The sequence below is a fragment of the Dorea chungnamensis genome (genome assembly GCF_039832125.1).
Taxonomy (GTDB): domain Bacteria; phylum Bacillota; class Clostridia; order Lachnospirales; family Lachnospiraceae; genus JAFBIX01.
The window spans coordinates 77694-91715 of the sequence record NZ_JBDOHT010000001.1 but is presented as its reverse complement, the minus strand read 5'-3'; the positions used below and the strand labels follow the sequence as shown (position 1 = coordinate 91715).

Here is a 14022-nt window from a genome sequence, read left to right as displayed (position 1 = left end):
CCTTCACGATATCAGACCGGTGTATTGCGGTATACGAATAGTGATTTTTTATGTGATTTGTGTGGAAAAATCCGGATTTTCCGTTGTGTCCGTGTGGTTTTCCGGAATTTTTGTTATCATGGTGTTATCACTGTATTTTTAGTTTTTCTGGCATATTTTTTCTTACATTCGTAATCTCTTTATTTAAATCTTTTATATATTCTTTACACACATCTATATATAATCCTGTTTTATATTCTGGTTTTTCCAAAAACTGTAATTCAATTGGATACTTTGTAATCTCCGTAAGTAACTTTACAAATATACTTTTCAAATTATTTTGACTCTCATCATCATTAAGACATACTTCTGCAACTTCTTCAAAGCCAAATACTAAATAATCTTTATTTTCTCTTTTCTCCAAATGTACATTAATCACTTTACTTTCCTGATTCATAAATATCCTTCCTATCATAAAATGCATTTTTACCGCCCTCAAGAGTATGCATACTTTCTTGAGTCCAGTTTTTAGTGTCTGTTTCATCATTTATATTTCTAAGTTCATCATAAAAAGGATTACCAATATACGTTTTATATACTCCATTCTCATGAGTTCTTAGTATACTAATATACGGAAGTGTGCCAACTGCAATATTAGCATTATGTGTTGCTATAATTACTGTTTTTCTCCGTTTTGCAAGATCAGTTAAGTGTTTGCTGTTTACACTTCGGACAGTAGAGTGGAAAGTTCTTTAATTCGGTATCTTCTTGCATTATCGTTCGGGTTTTATTTCCACAGATAGGACATAGAACCCATTTTATAGTTTCCATATTTTTCTCAATCCTTACTTCTAAATATTATCCTACTAAATTTATAAAATTTATCGCAACGGTTTTTAAGTTTTTGCTTCTTGATTACTTAACGGCGGAAAAAGAATGTTTTCACATAGAGCTGTTGTTTACATGTCATTTTTTTGTTTTTTTAATTCTATACCCACCAGTACAACAGATAGCATAAACGCTGAAAAATCAGCAACAGGTCCCGCAAGCAATACTCCCATAATTCCGAAACGAAGCGGGAGCAGCAGGGTAAGCGGAATCAACACAAAGGTCTGCCTTGTTAATGCCAACAGAGCACCTTTTAACGATTTTCCTATTGCGGTAAAAAAACTGGAAGAAAGCAACTGCACACCATTTACCAACACCATGAAAAGATAGGTACGCATGAACAAAACAGCAAATTCAAAATACAGCTCGTTCCCATCTCCGAATAGCGAAATGATAGATTGCGGGAAAAATTGAAATGCGATGAAAGCAATTGTGGAAACAACAAGGTTCCATTTTACCGCAAGCAGGTAAGCCTCCCGTACACGATGGTATTGCCTTGCCCCATAGTTGAAGCCGATAATCGGCTGTGTTCCCTGCGAGATTCCTACAACAATCGCAAGGATTATGGCATTTGTTTTCATAACGATTCCGCAAGCAGCTAAGGGAATATCTGTTCCATATTTTGTTAATGCGCCGTAATAAGTCAACGAATTGTACTGAATGATTTGAATCACGGTAACTGCAATCTGGTTTGAGCTGCTGCTGATTCCCATGCTGCAAATTTTCATACTTTCTTTGATGTCCAATAAAAACGACTCTTTTTCAAAATGGATTGTTTGGAAACGCCATAGATAACGGAGTGCGAGTATGAAGGAAAAAATTTGCCCAATAACTGTTGCCCAAGCTGCGCCGGCAATCCCCCAATCGCAAGCAAAAATAAAAATAGGGTCAAAAATGGTATTGATAATAGCTCCCATAACCATGCAAACCATTGAATACTTTGGTTTTCCATCTGCTCGAATCAAATTGCTCATACCATTCGTTACAATAAGAAACGGCATTCCAATCAATGTTATGCTGGCATACTGCTTTGCATATGGAAATACATCTGTCGTTGCCCCAAATGCCTTTAGGAGCAAAGACAGAAAAGCTTCACCAACCAATAAATAAATAATTCCGAAAATCCCCATCAGAACAATACCATTTCCCGCTGCTTTGGCGGCAGCTTTCGGCTCTTTGCGTCCAAGACAGAGGGAAACACGGGAAGCACTGCCAATTCCAACCAGCAGTGCAATAGCAAGGCAGATGGTAGAGAACGGGTAGGCAACATTGGTTGCTGCATTTCCCAGATAACCGACCCCTTGACCAATAAAAATCTGATCCACAATATTGTAGATTGAGCCGACAAGAGACGCCATAATACTGGGAATGGCAAAATCTTTCAACAGTTTTGAAATTTTTTCATATCCTAGGGGATTCTCAGTCATTAAATTCATCCCCCTTTCTTTCTATACGGAGTTCCGCTGTAATATTTTCACCTGCCTGAATCAGCAAATCAATAAAGAGGTTTTTATCAGATTCCCTGAAGCCTTGCAATAAAAGAGCTTCTGTCTTTTCACATACCGTCTGTATCTCATCAATTACAGACAGCGCACGTTCCGTAGGATACAGCTTACACGTCCGCTTATCCTTATCATTTGGGGAACGCATAATCATTCCCTGCTTTTCTAATGCCGCAACTGTCCGTACAATATTGCTCGGATGAACATAAAACATATCAATTAAAGAATCCTGTAAAATGCCAGGCGAACGACAGATTTTAATCAAAAACATATATTGGCTGTTGTTGATTCCAAAGGGGGCAAGCTGTTTATCCAAATAGATTTTGTAAAATCGGTCTGTTACTGAAAGCCATTTTAATAGTTTCATAGATATATTCCTCCTAACCACCAGTATTATAATACAATATGCGTGCGCACGCAACTACTTTTAACATTATATCTGCCGCTTTGTCCTCCTAAACACAAATCAATTCTACATCTATAATCTCTACTACTCTGCTACGAATATTATTCATTTTCCTAACCCATTCCATCTGATCCTGCATCTTCAGTTTTTCTGTCACGCCCCACTGCTCAGCCATCTGTTCCACCAGCATTTCAACTTTTTCTCTCGCTTCTTTATCGACCTGATTCAAATGCTCCGTCAGTTTCCCGGTCAGCACCAGATACTGATACCTGGCACTCCTGTGTTCTTTCAAAAACTGCTTTCGCATTATTCCATATTTCCCATATGTAGATTCTTCCTCATTGATTTCCAGGTCTGGCAGATAATAATCTCCATGCAGTGTGTAGTTCAGTCCGTTCTTTTCATCATAAATTTGTTTCTTCATATTCTTACAACTCCATTCCTCTGTACTTTGCTTTATTCTTCTTAATTTGTGCATTGTGTTCTTCACTTCGTTCTTTCGCCCACGGTATACGATCACTTATTTTTTTCGTCATTTGCTCTTTCTGCTTTTTCGCCTCAAGCTCCGCCTGCATCCGGATATCGTCCTGCACCAGTCGTTCTACCATATCTTTCCCCAACATGCGTAAAAGTCGGTTATACCTGTCTGCAATTCCCTGCAGTATTTCTTTCTCACCAGACAATTTCTGATAATCTTTCTGAACCTCTGCCAGTTCCTTTTTTGTTTTTTCATGCTCTTGCTTTTTCTTCTGAAATTTACTTTTCCAACTATCTCTTTCTCTTGTGAGTTCTTTCACCTGTGCAGCCATCGCACCGATTTTGTTTTTCATTTCAATGAATAATGGTTTTATTTTCTTATTCCGGTAAGTTACCGCACGTTCCAATGCTGTAGCTTCCGGCAGAAATGTTTTGATCATTCCATATTCTTTTATTTCCTTACTGACATTATCCATCACTGGTTGCAGGAATTCTCTTCTGTCCTCCAGTTTTTTCAATTCCGTTTCTGCTTTCTCCGCATGTTTTTCCGCTATCTCTTTATCTTTCTGGAACTGAATTTTTTCTTCTTCCAGTAGCTTAATATCTGCCCTTGCTTCTGCAATCTGAGAAGTCAATCCTTCATTCTCCACTGTCAGATTTTCTTTTTCCCGTTCCAATTCCTGCACTTCCTTTTTGCGTTCTTTTTTCTTGAAATTGTAAACATCCAGATGTTCTTCATGTGTGCCTTTCTGTTCCCATTCAATTCCATGCTGTTTTGCGATTTCAGCCAGCACTTCCTTTTCATGATTTATCCACTGATTCAGTTCTGTATCATGCTTATTTCCACCTTGAAATCCAAGACTTTTCAATGCCTGTTTCAGTGAAACTCTGGTATCCATTCCTTTTCCCTTCCAGTTGATCACATAAGGAACAAAGTCAATATGCAGATGCGGAGTAGCTTCGTCCTGATGCAGATAGCAGCTAAATACCCGAAGTGTCGGATTCCGTTTCTGGAAGTCTTTCACATATTCGCCCAGTACCTTTACAGCCAGATTTCCTTCTGACGTTCCCACTGCCATATCCTCACAATTACCAATCTGGAATATCACTTCATGAAACAGCTTCTCCTGTTTGCCCTGTCGGATTTTTTCATAATAATTTGCAATTTGCCGGTCCTTTCTTTTCCCGACATTGTATCTCTCGACCGCATCGTCAAACAGCTCTTTATAAACTTCCTTCAGATTCTCATTCTTATAACAAATGTTCAGTTGTACTCTGTCCGGATCTACATTTTCTGCTACAAAATCCCGTCTGTTATGAGCCAGTGAACCGGCTCCGATCATGCCACTGATTGTTCGTTTCATCATAAATTTTCTCACCTCTTTTCTGTTTGAGTGCCAGATATGGCACATAATTTTTATTTACGCCAGACATGGCGATATTTAAGAAACTTTCGCCGGATACGGCGGTTTTGTTACTTTTGTCAAAAGTAACGCAAAAGCACTTTCGACAGCCGTACCGTCCATCAAAAGTCCCCTTGCGCCCTGCCGGGGGCATAACGTCCTTATGGACGTCTGTTCTGCACCGACCGAAGTGGATCATAGATCTGTTTATTCTGGTATCCTCGCCTGCACATATTCCAAATCTCCACAATAAGGCGTTCCCACCAGATACCATTCTCTTGCCAGATTCATCTCCATTCTGGTCTGTACCCATTCATCATCTACCAACACTTCCAGTCCTTCTCCACAGTGAAATCCTGTATCAATCCATAAATCCGATGCTAATAATCCATATCTACCATTGCTGCTGTTATATCCTAATCTTCCCTGTTTCATCATTTTCTGCTCCTTTTCAATTTGTAAACGAAATTTGTAAACGGGGCTCAAAAGATTTTAAAAGTTAACTTTTTAAGTTTTTCCTTCAAGTTCCGTTTACATCGTTTACAATAATCTTTACTCAAACGGTATCTCCAACTGTTCCGGTACTTCCATAAAGCCGTCTTTATCTTTCTTCACAGAATCTTCCATCCTTTTCCATGAACGCTGTATTCCATATTCCTTTCCGAACCGATGTGTACCATGTGGTTTCCAGCCTTCAATTGCATTGTTCATAATATTAGCAATCTCTTTACCTTCCCACTGTTTCATTTCTCCGGTTCGATGTAGCGCTTCATCGAACAGAATTCTGGTACATACATACTCGTCATCGTAGTCATCAAGAAATGCCTGTATGATTCCGGCATTGGTATCTTCCGGCATAAATTCTTTTTGCAGACGCTTTGCCTCTTCCTCAATTTCCTTTGTGAATCCTAAGAACACATTTCCCCGTCGATACAGTACCATTGCCTCCGCCCAGGCCTGTTCGATATAAGCTTTGCTCTCTGCTTCATTATCCAGAATATGAACTTCTGCTTTCGATATATCTGTCATCACCGGAGCAAATCTTCTGTTTCCGGTTCTGTCCAGCGGAAGGAAATTCAGATCATTTGAAGTACCGCAAAATACACACTGTCTCGGTCTGTCTTCCGGGTGAACTTCATAAGGTACTTTATAAGTTTCTTTCTGTCTGCTCAGAAACGATTTTATCTGTTCAATATTCTTTGCTGTGATAGTTGCCTTCATTTCTCCCATTTCGATAATCCAGTGATTTTGCAGTTTTCTGTAAATATTTTCATCATCCAAATGATCCAGATTGTCGCTGAACCATTCTTCTTTTATCGCTAGATATTTGAAAAATGTGGACTTTCCGGCTCCCTGACTCCCAACCAAACACAACATAATATCATATTTTATTCCCGGTTCATAAATTCTTGAAATCGCTGCCAGCATGTGCATTTTCATTACTCCGATTGTATATTTGCTCTTTTCTGCTCCCAGAAAATGTGGAAGCATATTTTCTATTCTTGGAATTCCGTCCCAGACCAGACTCTCCAGATAATCCCTAATTGGGTGATATTTATTTTCATTGGAAACAATATCTACTCCTGCTTTGATCACACGCTCACTTGTCAGTTCATAATTTTCTTCCAGATACATCTTCAAATTATTTTCATCAGTATCTGTAACCGTAGGACTGTTATTTCTCCGTTCCCATGGCACCTCTTTTACAATATCCATTCTTCCAGAAAGTTCATTTCGTTTAATCGCTTTTTTCAATACCGGATCATTTTGAAGTACGGTTACACAATTTCTGATTGTCTGCTTTGTTCTTCCTTTATCCGTATGCTCCAACATATCATTGACATCTTCTGTTGTAAGCATTTCCTCGTTCACAATATCTTCTAATTCCATTAAGGACTTCTCGCTGATATTCGTTAATTCTTTCTTCAATTTTTTCAACCTCCCTTCTTTTCGTCTTGAAAAACTCTACAATCTCTTCTCCTGTTCCAAACATCAGCACGTCCAGATAGTCATTTATCTTTCTTTCATTTGCCAATGCCTCCGTAAATAATTCGTGCCACTCTTCATCTGGTTCTGGTTTGTAAATCTCTTTCCAGAACTGAATCCATTTCAGATATCTGATCAGCACGTCTGTTGCATGTTTCAACCACTGCTCCAGTTTTTCTCTGATCATCACAACTTTAGGTTTCTTTGATATCAAAGTATTCCTGCTTTGGTGCATCCTTTTGTATTTGTTTCTGTCTTCGATTTTTATATCCAGTCCAAAATCTTCTATCATCTTTTTCGCAGCTTCATACTGTGATATTCCAAATAACCTTGCTGTAAAATCTATCGCATCACCGCCCACTCCACATGCAAAGCAGTGATATATTTTATCGGCCTTCATACTTGGGTGTCGGTCTTTATGAAACGGACAACACGCCATTCCATTTCTTTTTACTTTAATCCCGTAATGCTCCGCAGCCTGTCTGGCTGTCACACATTCTTTTACCTGTTCAAATAATGTCACTTCTACCTCCTGCCCCTCCGGACAAGTCTCTGATGAACAGATATTCGGGAATTGTTGTATCGTTCAATTCGTGATATACTGAATCTGCCAAGATGATATATCAGTGAATCTGATTATCAGAGAACTTGCTCAGATATTTTGTCTGGGCTTTTTCTTTTTGTCTGTTAGTAGCCATAGTTCCACTCCTTATACGAATCTCCTTGTTGGGATAATGATAATTTCAAATTTGCTTCCATCCTCTAATTCAAGAAGAATCGCATAATCCGAATCTCGATCCGGTAAAATGGAACTTATCTTCAGCTTCTTACTATAATTGAGCGTATCAAATATTTTTCTGACTACTTTCTTTGTTTTCATGTGTCTTTTCCTCCATATTTAACGTTTGTTGTCCAACATCTCAGCTACCTTTTTTTGCTGTGACGGATACAGGTGACCATAAGTGTTTAATGTCATCTGAATATCTTTGTGCCCCAGTCTTTCCTTGATGATCAGTGGCTCTACACCCTGATAAATCAGATATGCTACATGGCTGTGACGGATATCATGCACTCTGATTGGTTTTACACCGGTCAATGCTTCATACTTCTTAAGCCGTTTCTGCAGTGTTCTCGCCACAATCGGAAATAACCGCTGATTTTCCGGAAATCCATAATGCTTCTTCGCATACTCCTGCACCTCTTCTTTAAGAAAATTAGGAATATCAATGGTACGGACTGAATTTTCTGTTTTTGGAGTATCAATCACATCTCTTTTCCTGATCCGGTTATAAGTCTTATTGATATGCAAAAGATTACCACTCATATCAAAGTCTGAAAGACTCAATGCCAGAAGTTCTCCTTCCCTGATTCCTGTCCAGAACAGGATTTCAAATATCAGATAATCCTCACTCTCTGGCTCAATCCCGGCGATAAAGCTGTCATATTCTGCTTTCGTCCAAAATTCCAGCTTATTAGCATCCGATTTCCCCATCTTTTTTACTTTCTTACATGGATTTTCCTTCAGATTGTAAATTTTCTGTGCATGATTAAACAGTGCATTTAACTGATTCTGAATCATACGCTCATAAGTCTTGCTGTAACCTTTTTCCTGAATGGTGTTCTGCCACTGGATAATCTCTGCCGGTGTGATCTCATTCATTTTTCTTGTTCCAAAATACGGAACAATGTGCTTGTTCATCATGTGCTGCTTGTTACGGATTGAATTTTCTTTCAGTTCATTCTTTTTATCTTCAAAATAGACTTGAATAAAACTGTTCATCTCCATTTTCATATCCGCTGCAGTCTTTCTTATGAATTCCTTTTCATAATTCAATGCTTCTTTCTTTGTCTTGAACCCTCTTTTCAGCTTCTGCGTTTTCTTACCTGTCCAGTCAATATAGCGGAAGCTCACATACCAGGTTCGCTGTGTTTTGTCCTTGTAAGCTGACATCTTAAAACCTCCTTCACACTGCTCTCTGAGAGCATCCATAAAATTTTGTTTCCCAGTAGGGACGTGGAATCTTTCCACGAACTGCCACATATCCTTCCTTTGCCAGTTCATCATTAAGCTGCTTCAGAATGGAATATGCTTTACTGCGTTTCACGCCTAATTCTTCCATGACATCATCAACAGTCATCATATAATTAGTTCTCATAGCGTCCTCCTTTCCAGTCACTTTTGTGACTCTTTCGTTGTTCTCTTATAATAATTCACTTTTGTGAATTTGTCAATAAACATTTGCGAATTTATTTTTTCCATTCCATACCTATTGCTTGCGTATCGGCAATTTGTTAAATCTCACTCTTTTGTATCATTCACTTTTGTGCTAGAATAGAAGCACAAATATTATTAAGGAGGCAGCATTATGGTTGGCAAAAAAATCCGGGCATTCCGGGAATTTAGAGGATACAGTCAGATACAGTTAGCCGAGCTGTCCGGCATTAACGTAGGAACAATCAGAAAATATGAACTGGGAATCCGGAATCCGAAACCGGATCAGTTAGAAAAGATTGCAACTGCACTGGGATTAAATGTAAGTGTTTTTCTGGATTTTAATATTGAAACAGTCGGAGATGTACTCTCTCTGTTGTTTTCTATTGATGATTCGGTGAACCTCTCACTTGCTGAAACACCTGAGCAGAAGGTTGCACTGACATTCGAAAATCCTACAATGCAGGACTTTTTCAGGAAATGGTGTCAATTTAAAAATGTCTATGAAAAGGAAAAAGCTGAAATATTAGCTATTGAAGATGAAGATAAAAGACAGGCAGAACTAGATAAGTTGAACGCTACCCAGGATGAATGGAAACTGCGTGCTATGGGAACCACGATAGGTTGTCATACCATCGTTAAGAAGGGTACTGAAGGCAATGACATCAAGACATATAATCTGACATAAGGAGGTATTAAATCATTTTGCAAAACACACCTGATTATTTATATCATTATACAAGTATTGAAACTCTTGCATTAATTTTAGCAAACCACACGTTTAGATTAACTTCCTTAGATCAAATGGATGATCTTCAAGAAAAAGAAGCATTTGATTTAAAAAATGCTGGTCAATTTTGCTATATAAGTTCTTGGACTGATGATGAAACAGAGAATATCCCTATGTGGAAAATGTATAGTTCTCTAAGTTCCGGAGTAAGAATTAAATTAAAAGCAAATCCATTTAAAGAATTTGAAAATACACCTTCGTCAATATCGGAGGTTACACATCAAACGGTAACTGATAATTCAAATGGATCTTATTTAAAATCTATAATTCCTATTGCAGATATGCTCAAAAACGGATTTATAGCTCCTGGAGCATTGGGTAATAACATTTTACATAAAGTTGAATATACTTCTGATTCAGACAAGCTATATCCTAAGTTATTAACCCAAGACGGTGATAAATTTAGTATTGCTTTAGGTAATCTTGGTAAGCATAAGAATATCCATTGGGCCTTCCAACACGAATGGCGATATATTTTATTACTCATGCCTCTAAATCTAAATCAGGCAGTTGATAAATCAATTCAAGAATTTCAAACAACCAGTACCAAGATTTTACTTGGTCAAGCCAAACAAACTTTTCCTTTTTATGATCTAACCCTAGACGAAAATGCTTACGCACAAATGGAAATTACATTAAGTCCCAAAATCAGTGCCGGAAATCGTCTAATTATAAATTCACTTATAGAAAAATATAATCCATCTGCAATACTTCACGAAAGTTCTTTAGTTGGTTTAATTTAAGATTTTGTTATCATTCTGTTATCACAAACGGTTGTCAGGATACTCTCCCGGCAACCGTTTTTCTACGCTGTTCGTTATTCTTTTCCGCCCTTTTATATATTTCCAGGCAACAGAAAAACCCGTAGAACCGAAGTTCTACGGGTATCTTACGTTTGGACACAACGTTATCTTACGATAACAAATCTATATTCAGATTGTATTACTCGATGATTGTAGCAACACGTCCTGATCCAACAGTACGTCCACCTTCACGGATAGCGAAACGAAGTCCCTGCTCCATAGCAACTGGGTGAATCAGTTCGATTGTCATCTCTACATTATCACCAGGCATACACATCTCTACACCTTCTGGAAGGTTGCAGACACCTGTTACGTCTGTTGTTCTGAAATAGAACTGTGGACGATAGTTGTTGAAGAATGGAGTATGACGTCCACCTTCATCTTTTGTCAGAACGTAAACCTGAGCTGTGAATTTTCTGTGGCATGTTACTGAACCTGGTTTAACAAGAACCTGTCCTCTTTCGATTTCAGTTCTCTGAATACCACGAAGAAGTGCACCGATGTTATCACCAGCCTGAGCCTCATCAAGAAGCTTACGGAACATCTCAACACCTGTTACAACAGTCTTTCTTGTCTCTTCGTGAATACCAACGATTTCTACTTCGTCAGATACATGAAGAACACCACGCTCTACTCTACCAGTAGCAACTGTTCCACGTCCTGTGATAGAGAATACGTCCTCTACAGGCATAAGGAATGGCTGATCTGTTGCACGCTGTGGATCTGGAATGTAGCTGTCTACAGCATCCATAAGTTCCATGATCTTGTCGCCCCATTCTCCAGATGGATCTTCAAGAGCTTTCAGAGCAGAACCCTGGATAATCGGAGTATCATCTCCTGGGAATTCATACTCATCTAACAGTTCACGGATTTCCATTTCTACTAATTCAAGAAGTTCTTCATCGTCAACCATATCACATTTGTTCATGAATACAACGATGTAAGGAACACCTACCTGACGAGAAAGCAGGATGTGCTCTCTTGTCTGAGCCATAACACCATCAGTAGCAGCTACAACAAGGATAGCTCCATCCATCTGTGCAGCACCTGTGATCATGTTCTTAACGTAGTCAGCATGTCCTGGGCAGTCAACGTGTGCATAGTGACGATTAGCTGTCTCATACTCAACGTGAGCTGTAGAAATTGTGATTCCACGTTCTCTTTCTTCTGGAGCTTTATCGATGTTATCGAATGCTACAGCAGCGTTTCCTTCTACTCTCTCAGACAGAACTTTTGTGATAGCAGCTGTCAGAGTTGTTTTACCATGGTCAACGTGACCAATGGTACCGATATTACAATGTGGTTTTGTTCTTTCAAATTTAGCTTTTGCCATTTTGAATATCCTCCTTATTATAGCGCCTTCAAAGGCATATTTAATAATTTACGTTTGCTCGGCTATCTCTGATTATATTTCAAATCATACGGTTTTTCAAGCCTTTTTAACATTTAATTAATCATTTTTGGTTGATAATACTTTTTCCTGTACAGATTTCGGAACTGGCTCATATTTCTCGAAGAACATTGAGTAGTTTCCACGTCCCTGTGTTCTGGAACGAAGATCTGTAGAGTATCCAAACATTTCTGACAATGGAACGTATCCACGAACAATCTTACCACCGCCAAGATCGTCCATACCTTCAATACGTCCACGACGTGAGTTGATATCACCAATAACATCACCCATGTACTCTTCCGGCATTGTTACTTCAACCTTCATAATAGGCTCAAGAAGTACCGGAGATGCCTTCTTCATAGCATCCTTGAATGCAAGAGAACCTGCAATGTGGAATGCCATTTCACTTGAATCGACTTCGTGGTAAGAACCATCGTATACGTTAGCCTTAACACCAACAACCGGGAATCCTCCAAGGATACCAGACTGCATAGCCTCTTCAATACCTTCTCCTACAGCTGGGATATATTCCTTCGGAATAGCTCCACCTACGACTGTAGACTCGAACTTGAATGTCTCCTCACCGTTAACATCCATTGGTTCAAATTTAACTTTACAGTGTCCGTACTGTCCACGTCCACCTGACTGTTTTGCGTATTTGCTGTCAACGTCAACTGGTTTTGTAAATGCTTCTTTGTAAGCAACCTGAGGAGCACCTACGTTAGCTTCTACCTTGAACTCACGAAGAAGTCTGTCAACGATGATTTCCAGATGAAGCTCACCCATACCAGCGATGATCGTCTGACCTGTTTCCTGATCTGTATGTGCACGGAATGTCGGGTCTTCTTCTGCCAGTTTTGCAAGAGATTCTCCAAGTTTACCCTGGGAAGCTTTTGTCTTTGGCTCGATAGCGAGCTCGATAACCGGCTCTGGGAATTCCATAGACTCCAGAATTACTGGATGCTGCTCATCGCAAAGCGTATCACCTGTTGTAGTGAACTTAAATCCGATTGCTGCAGCGATATCACCGGAATATACTTTGTCCAGTTCGGCTCTCTTGTTGGCATGCATCTGAAGGATACGTCCAACACGTTCTTTTTTACCTTTTGTTGCATTCAGTACATAAGAACCGGAGTTCATTGTACCAGAGTAAACTCTGAAGTATGCCAGCTTACCAACGAATGGGTCTGTCATAATCTTGAATGCAAGAGCTGAGAAAGGTTCTTCATCAGAAGAATGTCTTACGATTTCATTTCCATCCTCATCAACACCCTGAATTGGTGGAATATCTGTTGGAGCAGGCATATACTCGATAACTGCATCCAGCATCTTCTGTACACCTTTGTTTCTGTAAGCAGAACCACAGCATACCGGAACTGCTGTACATTCACAAGTTGCTTTTCTCAGTACTCTCTTCATATCTTCAACAGATGGTTCATTACCTTCAAGGTATTCCATCATCAGATCATCATCCAGATCACAGATCTTCTCTACCAGCTCTGAACGATAGAGTTCTGCATCATCCTGCATATCTTCCGGAATATCTACGATAGAAATGTCATCACCCTTGTCATCATTATAGATGTAAGCTTTCATTTCCATCAAATCAATGATTCCTTTAAAGTCATCCTCTTTACCGATTGGCAGCTGCAGACAGATTGCATTCTTTCCAAGTCTTGTCTTAATCTGCTCAACGGCATTGTAGAAATCTGCACCCAAAATGTCCATCTTATTGATGAATGCCATTCTAGGTACGTTGTATGTGTCAGCCTGACGCCATACGTTTTCTGACTGCGGCTCAACACCACCTTTAGCACAGAACACACCAACTGCACCATCCAGTACACGAAGTGAACGTTCAACCTCAACAGTAAAGTCAACGTGTCCTGGGGTATCAATGATATTGATACGATGCTCTAATGCACCCGGTTTTGGCTTGCAGTTTTCTTCCAGTGTCCAGTGACATGTTGTAGCTGCAGAAGTAATTGTGATACCTCTCTCCTGCTCCTGTTCCATCCAGTCCATGGTAGCAGTACCTTCATGAGTATCACCAATCTTATAGTTAACACCGGTATAGTAAAGAATACGCTCTGTCAGTGTGGTCTTACCAGCATCAATATGTGCCATAATACCGATATTTCTAGTTCTCTCTAATGGATATTCTCTTCCAGCCATTGTTGCCT

16 protein-coding genes are annotated in these 14022 nt (G+C 39.3%); 2 read left to right on the top strand and 14 right to left on the bottom strand.

The genetic code is table 11. The features are described 5' to 3' along the window. Positions 1-127: 127 nt before the first annotated feature. From ABE613_RS00485 to ABE613_RS00430, 12 genes are all read right to left on the bottom strand, one after another. Entirely contained in the window at positions 128-436 is a 309-nt protein-coding gene (locus tag ABE613_RS00485) for a hypothetical protein (protein ID WP_044921757.1), read from the bottom strand. A gap of 245 nt (positions 437-681) precedes the next feature. Then, the gene (locus tag ABE613_RS00480) at positions 682-810 is read right to left on the bottom strand and encodes a cysteine-rich KTR domain-containing protein (protein WP_080786855.1); all 129 of its coding nucleotides are present in this window, start codon (positions 808-810) and stop codon (positions 682-684) included. A gap of 128 nt (positions 811-938) precedes the next feature. Further along, positions 939-2294, bottom strand: a complete 1356-nt coding sequence (locus ABE613_RS00475) for an MATE family efflux transporter (RefSeq protein WP_347375331.1) — start codon at positions 2292-2294, stop codon at positions 939-941. Continuing rightward, positions 2287-2736, bottom strand: a complete 450-nt coding sequence (locus ABE613_RS00470; protein ID WP_044921762.1) for a MarR family winged helix-turn-helix transcriptional regulator — start codon at positions 2734-2736, stop codon at positions 2287-2289. The genes ABE613_RS00475 and ABE613_RS00470 overlap by 8 nt, the downstream gene beginning before the upstream one ends. An 88-nt stretch (positions 2737-2824) precedes the next feature. Further along, positions 2825-3199 (bottom strand): TnpV protein, encoded by a 375-nt coding sequence (locus ABE613_RS00465; protein WP_347375330.1) that lies wholly within the window; start codon positions 3197-3199, stop codon positions 2825-2827. A 4-nt stretch (positions 3200-3203) separates the two neighbouring features. Continuing rightward, complete coding sequence (locus ABE613_RS00460) at positions 3204-4619, bottom strand: plasmid recombination protein (protein ID WP_347375329.1); 1416 nt, start codon at positions 4617-4619, stop codon at positions 3204-3206. Positions 4620-4862: 243 nt separating this feature from the next. Next, the gene (locus tag ABE613_RS00455; RefSeq protein WP_117753950.1) at positions 4863-5090 is read right to left on the bottom strand and encodes a DUF5348 domain-containing protein; all 228 of its coding nucleotides are present in this window, start codon (positions 5088-5090) and stop codon (positions 4863-4865) included. Between the two features lie 117 nt (positions 5091-5207). After that, positions 5208-6545, bottom strand: coding sequence for a virulence-associated E family protein (locus ABE613_RS00450; RefSeq protein WP_347375464.1), 1338 nt, complete (start codon positions 6543-6545; stop codon positions 5208-5210). Continuing rightward, positions 6490-7164 (bottom strand): CHC2 zinc finger domain-containing protein, encoded by a 675-nt coding sequence (locus ABE613_RS00445; protein WP_347375328.1) that lies wholly within the window; start codon positions 7162-7164, stop codon positions 6490-6492. The genes ABE613_RS00450 and ABE613_RS00445 overlap by 56 nt, the downstream gene beginning before the upstream one ends. Positions 7165-7350: 186 nt before the next feature. Beyond that, positions 7351-7521, bottom strand: a complete 171-nt coding sequence (locus ABE613_RS00440) for a hypothetical protein (RefSeq protein WP_165854697.1) — start codon at positions 7519-7521, stop codon at positions 7351-7353. A gap of 18 nt (positions 7522-7539) precedes the next feature. Then, positions 7540-8592, bottom strand: a complete 1053-nt coding sequence (locus ABE613_RS00435; RefSeq protein ID WP_347375327.1) for a site-specific integrase — start codon at positions 8590-8592, stop codon at positions 7540-7542. A gap of 13 nt (positions 8593-8605) precedes the next feature. After that, positions 8606-8797: a helix-turn-helix domain-containing protein gene (locus ABE613_RS00430; RefSeq protein ID WP_009243123.1), complete on the bottom strand. Its 192-nt coding sequence runs from the start codon at positions 8795-8797 to the stop codon at positions 8606-8608. A gap of 210 nt (positions 8798-9007) precedes the next feature. On the opposite strand from ABE613_RS00430, the gene ABE613_RS00425 reads away from it, so the two are divergent. Together ABE613_RS00425 and ABE613_RS00420 are read left to right on the top strand one after the other, a co-directional pair. Beyond that, positions 9008-9541: a helix-turn-helix domain-containing protein gene (locus ABE613_RS00425; RefSeq protein WP_044925421.1), complete on the top strand. Its 534-nt coding sequence runs from the start codon at positions 9008-9010 to the stop codon at positions 9539-9541. Between the two features lie 17 nt (positions 9542-9558). Then, complete coding sequence (locus ABE613_RS00420; protein ID WP_044925423.1) at positions 9559-10386, top strand: DUF2971 domain-containing protein; 828 nt, start codon at positions 9559-9561, stop codon at positions 10384-10386. A gap of 199 nt (positions 10387-10585) precedes the next feature. Here the strand turns inward: ABE613_RS00420 and tuf are convergent, their stop codons facing one another. Together tuf and fusA are read right to left on the bottom strand one after the other, a co-directional pair. Next, positions 10586-11779, bottom strand: a complete 1194-nt coding sequence (tuf, locus tag ABE613_RS00415; RefSeq protein WP_235231610.1) for an elongation factor Tu — start codon at positions 11777-11779, stop codon at positions 10586-10588. A 117-nt stretch (positions 11780-11896) separates the two neighbouring features. After that, a complete protein-coding gene (fusA, locus tag ABE613_RS00410; protein WP_235231609.1) occupies positions 11897-14014 on the bottom strand; it encodes an elongation factor G in 2118 nt (705 codons plus the stop codon). Between the last annotated feature and the right edge of the window lie 8 nt (positions 14015-14022).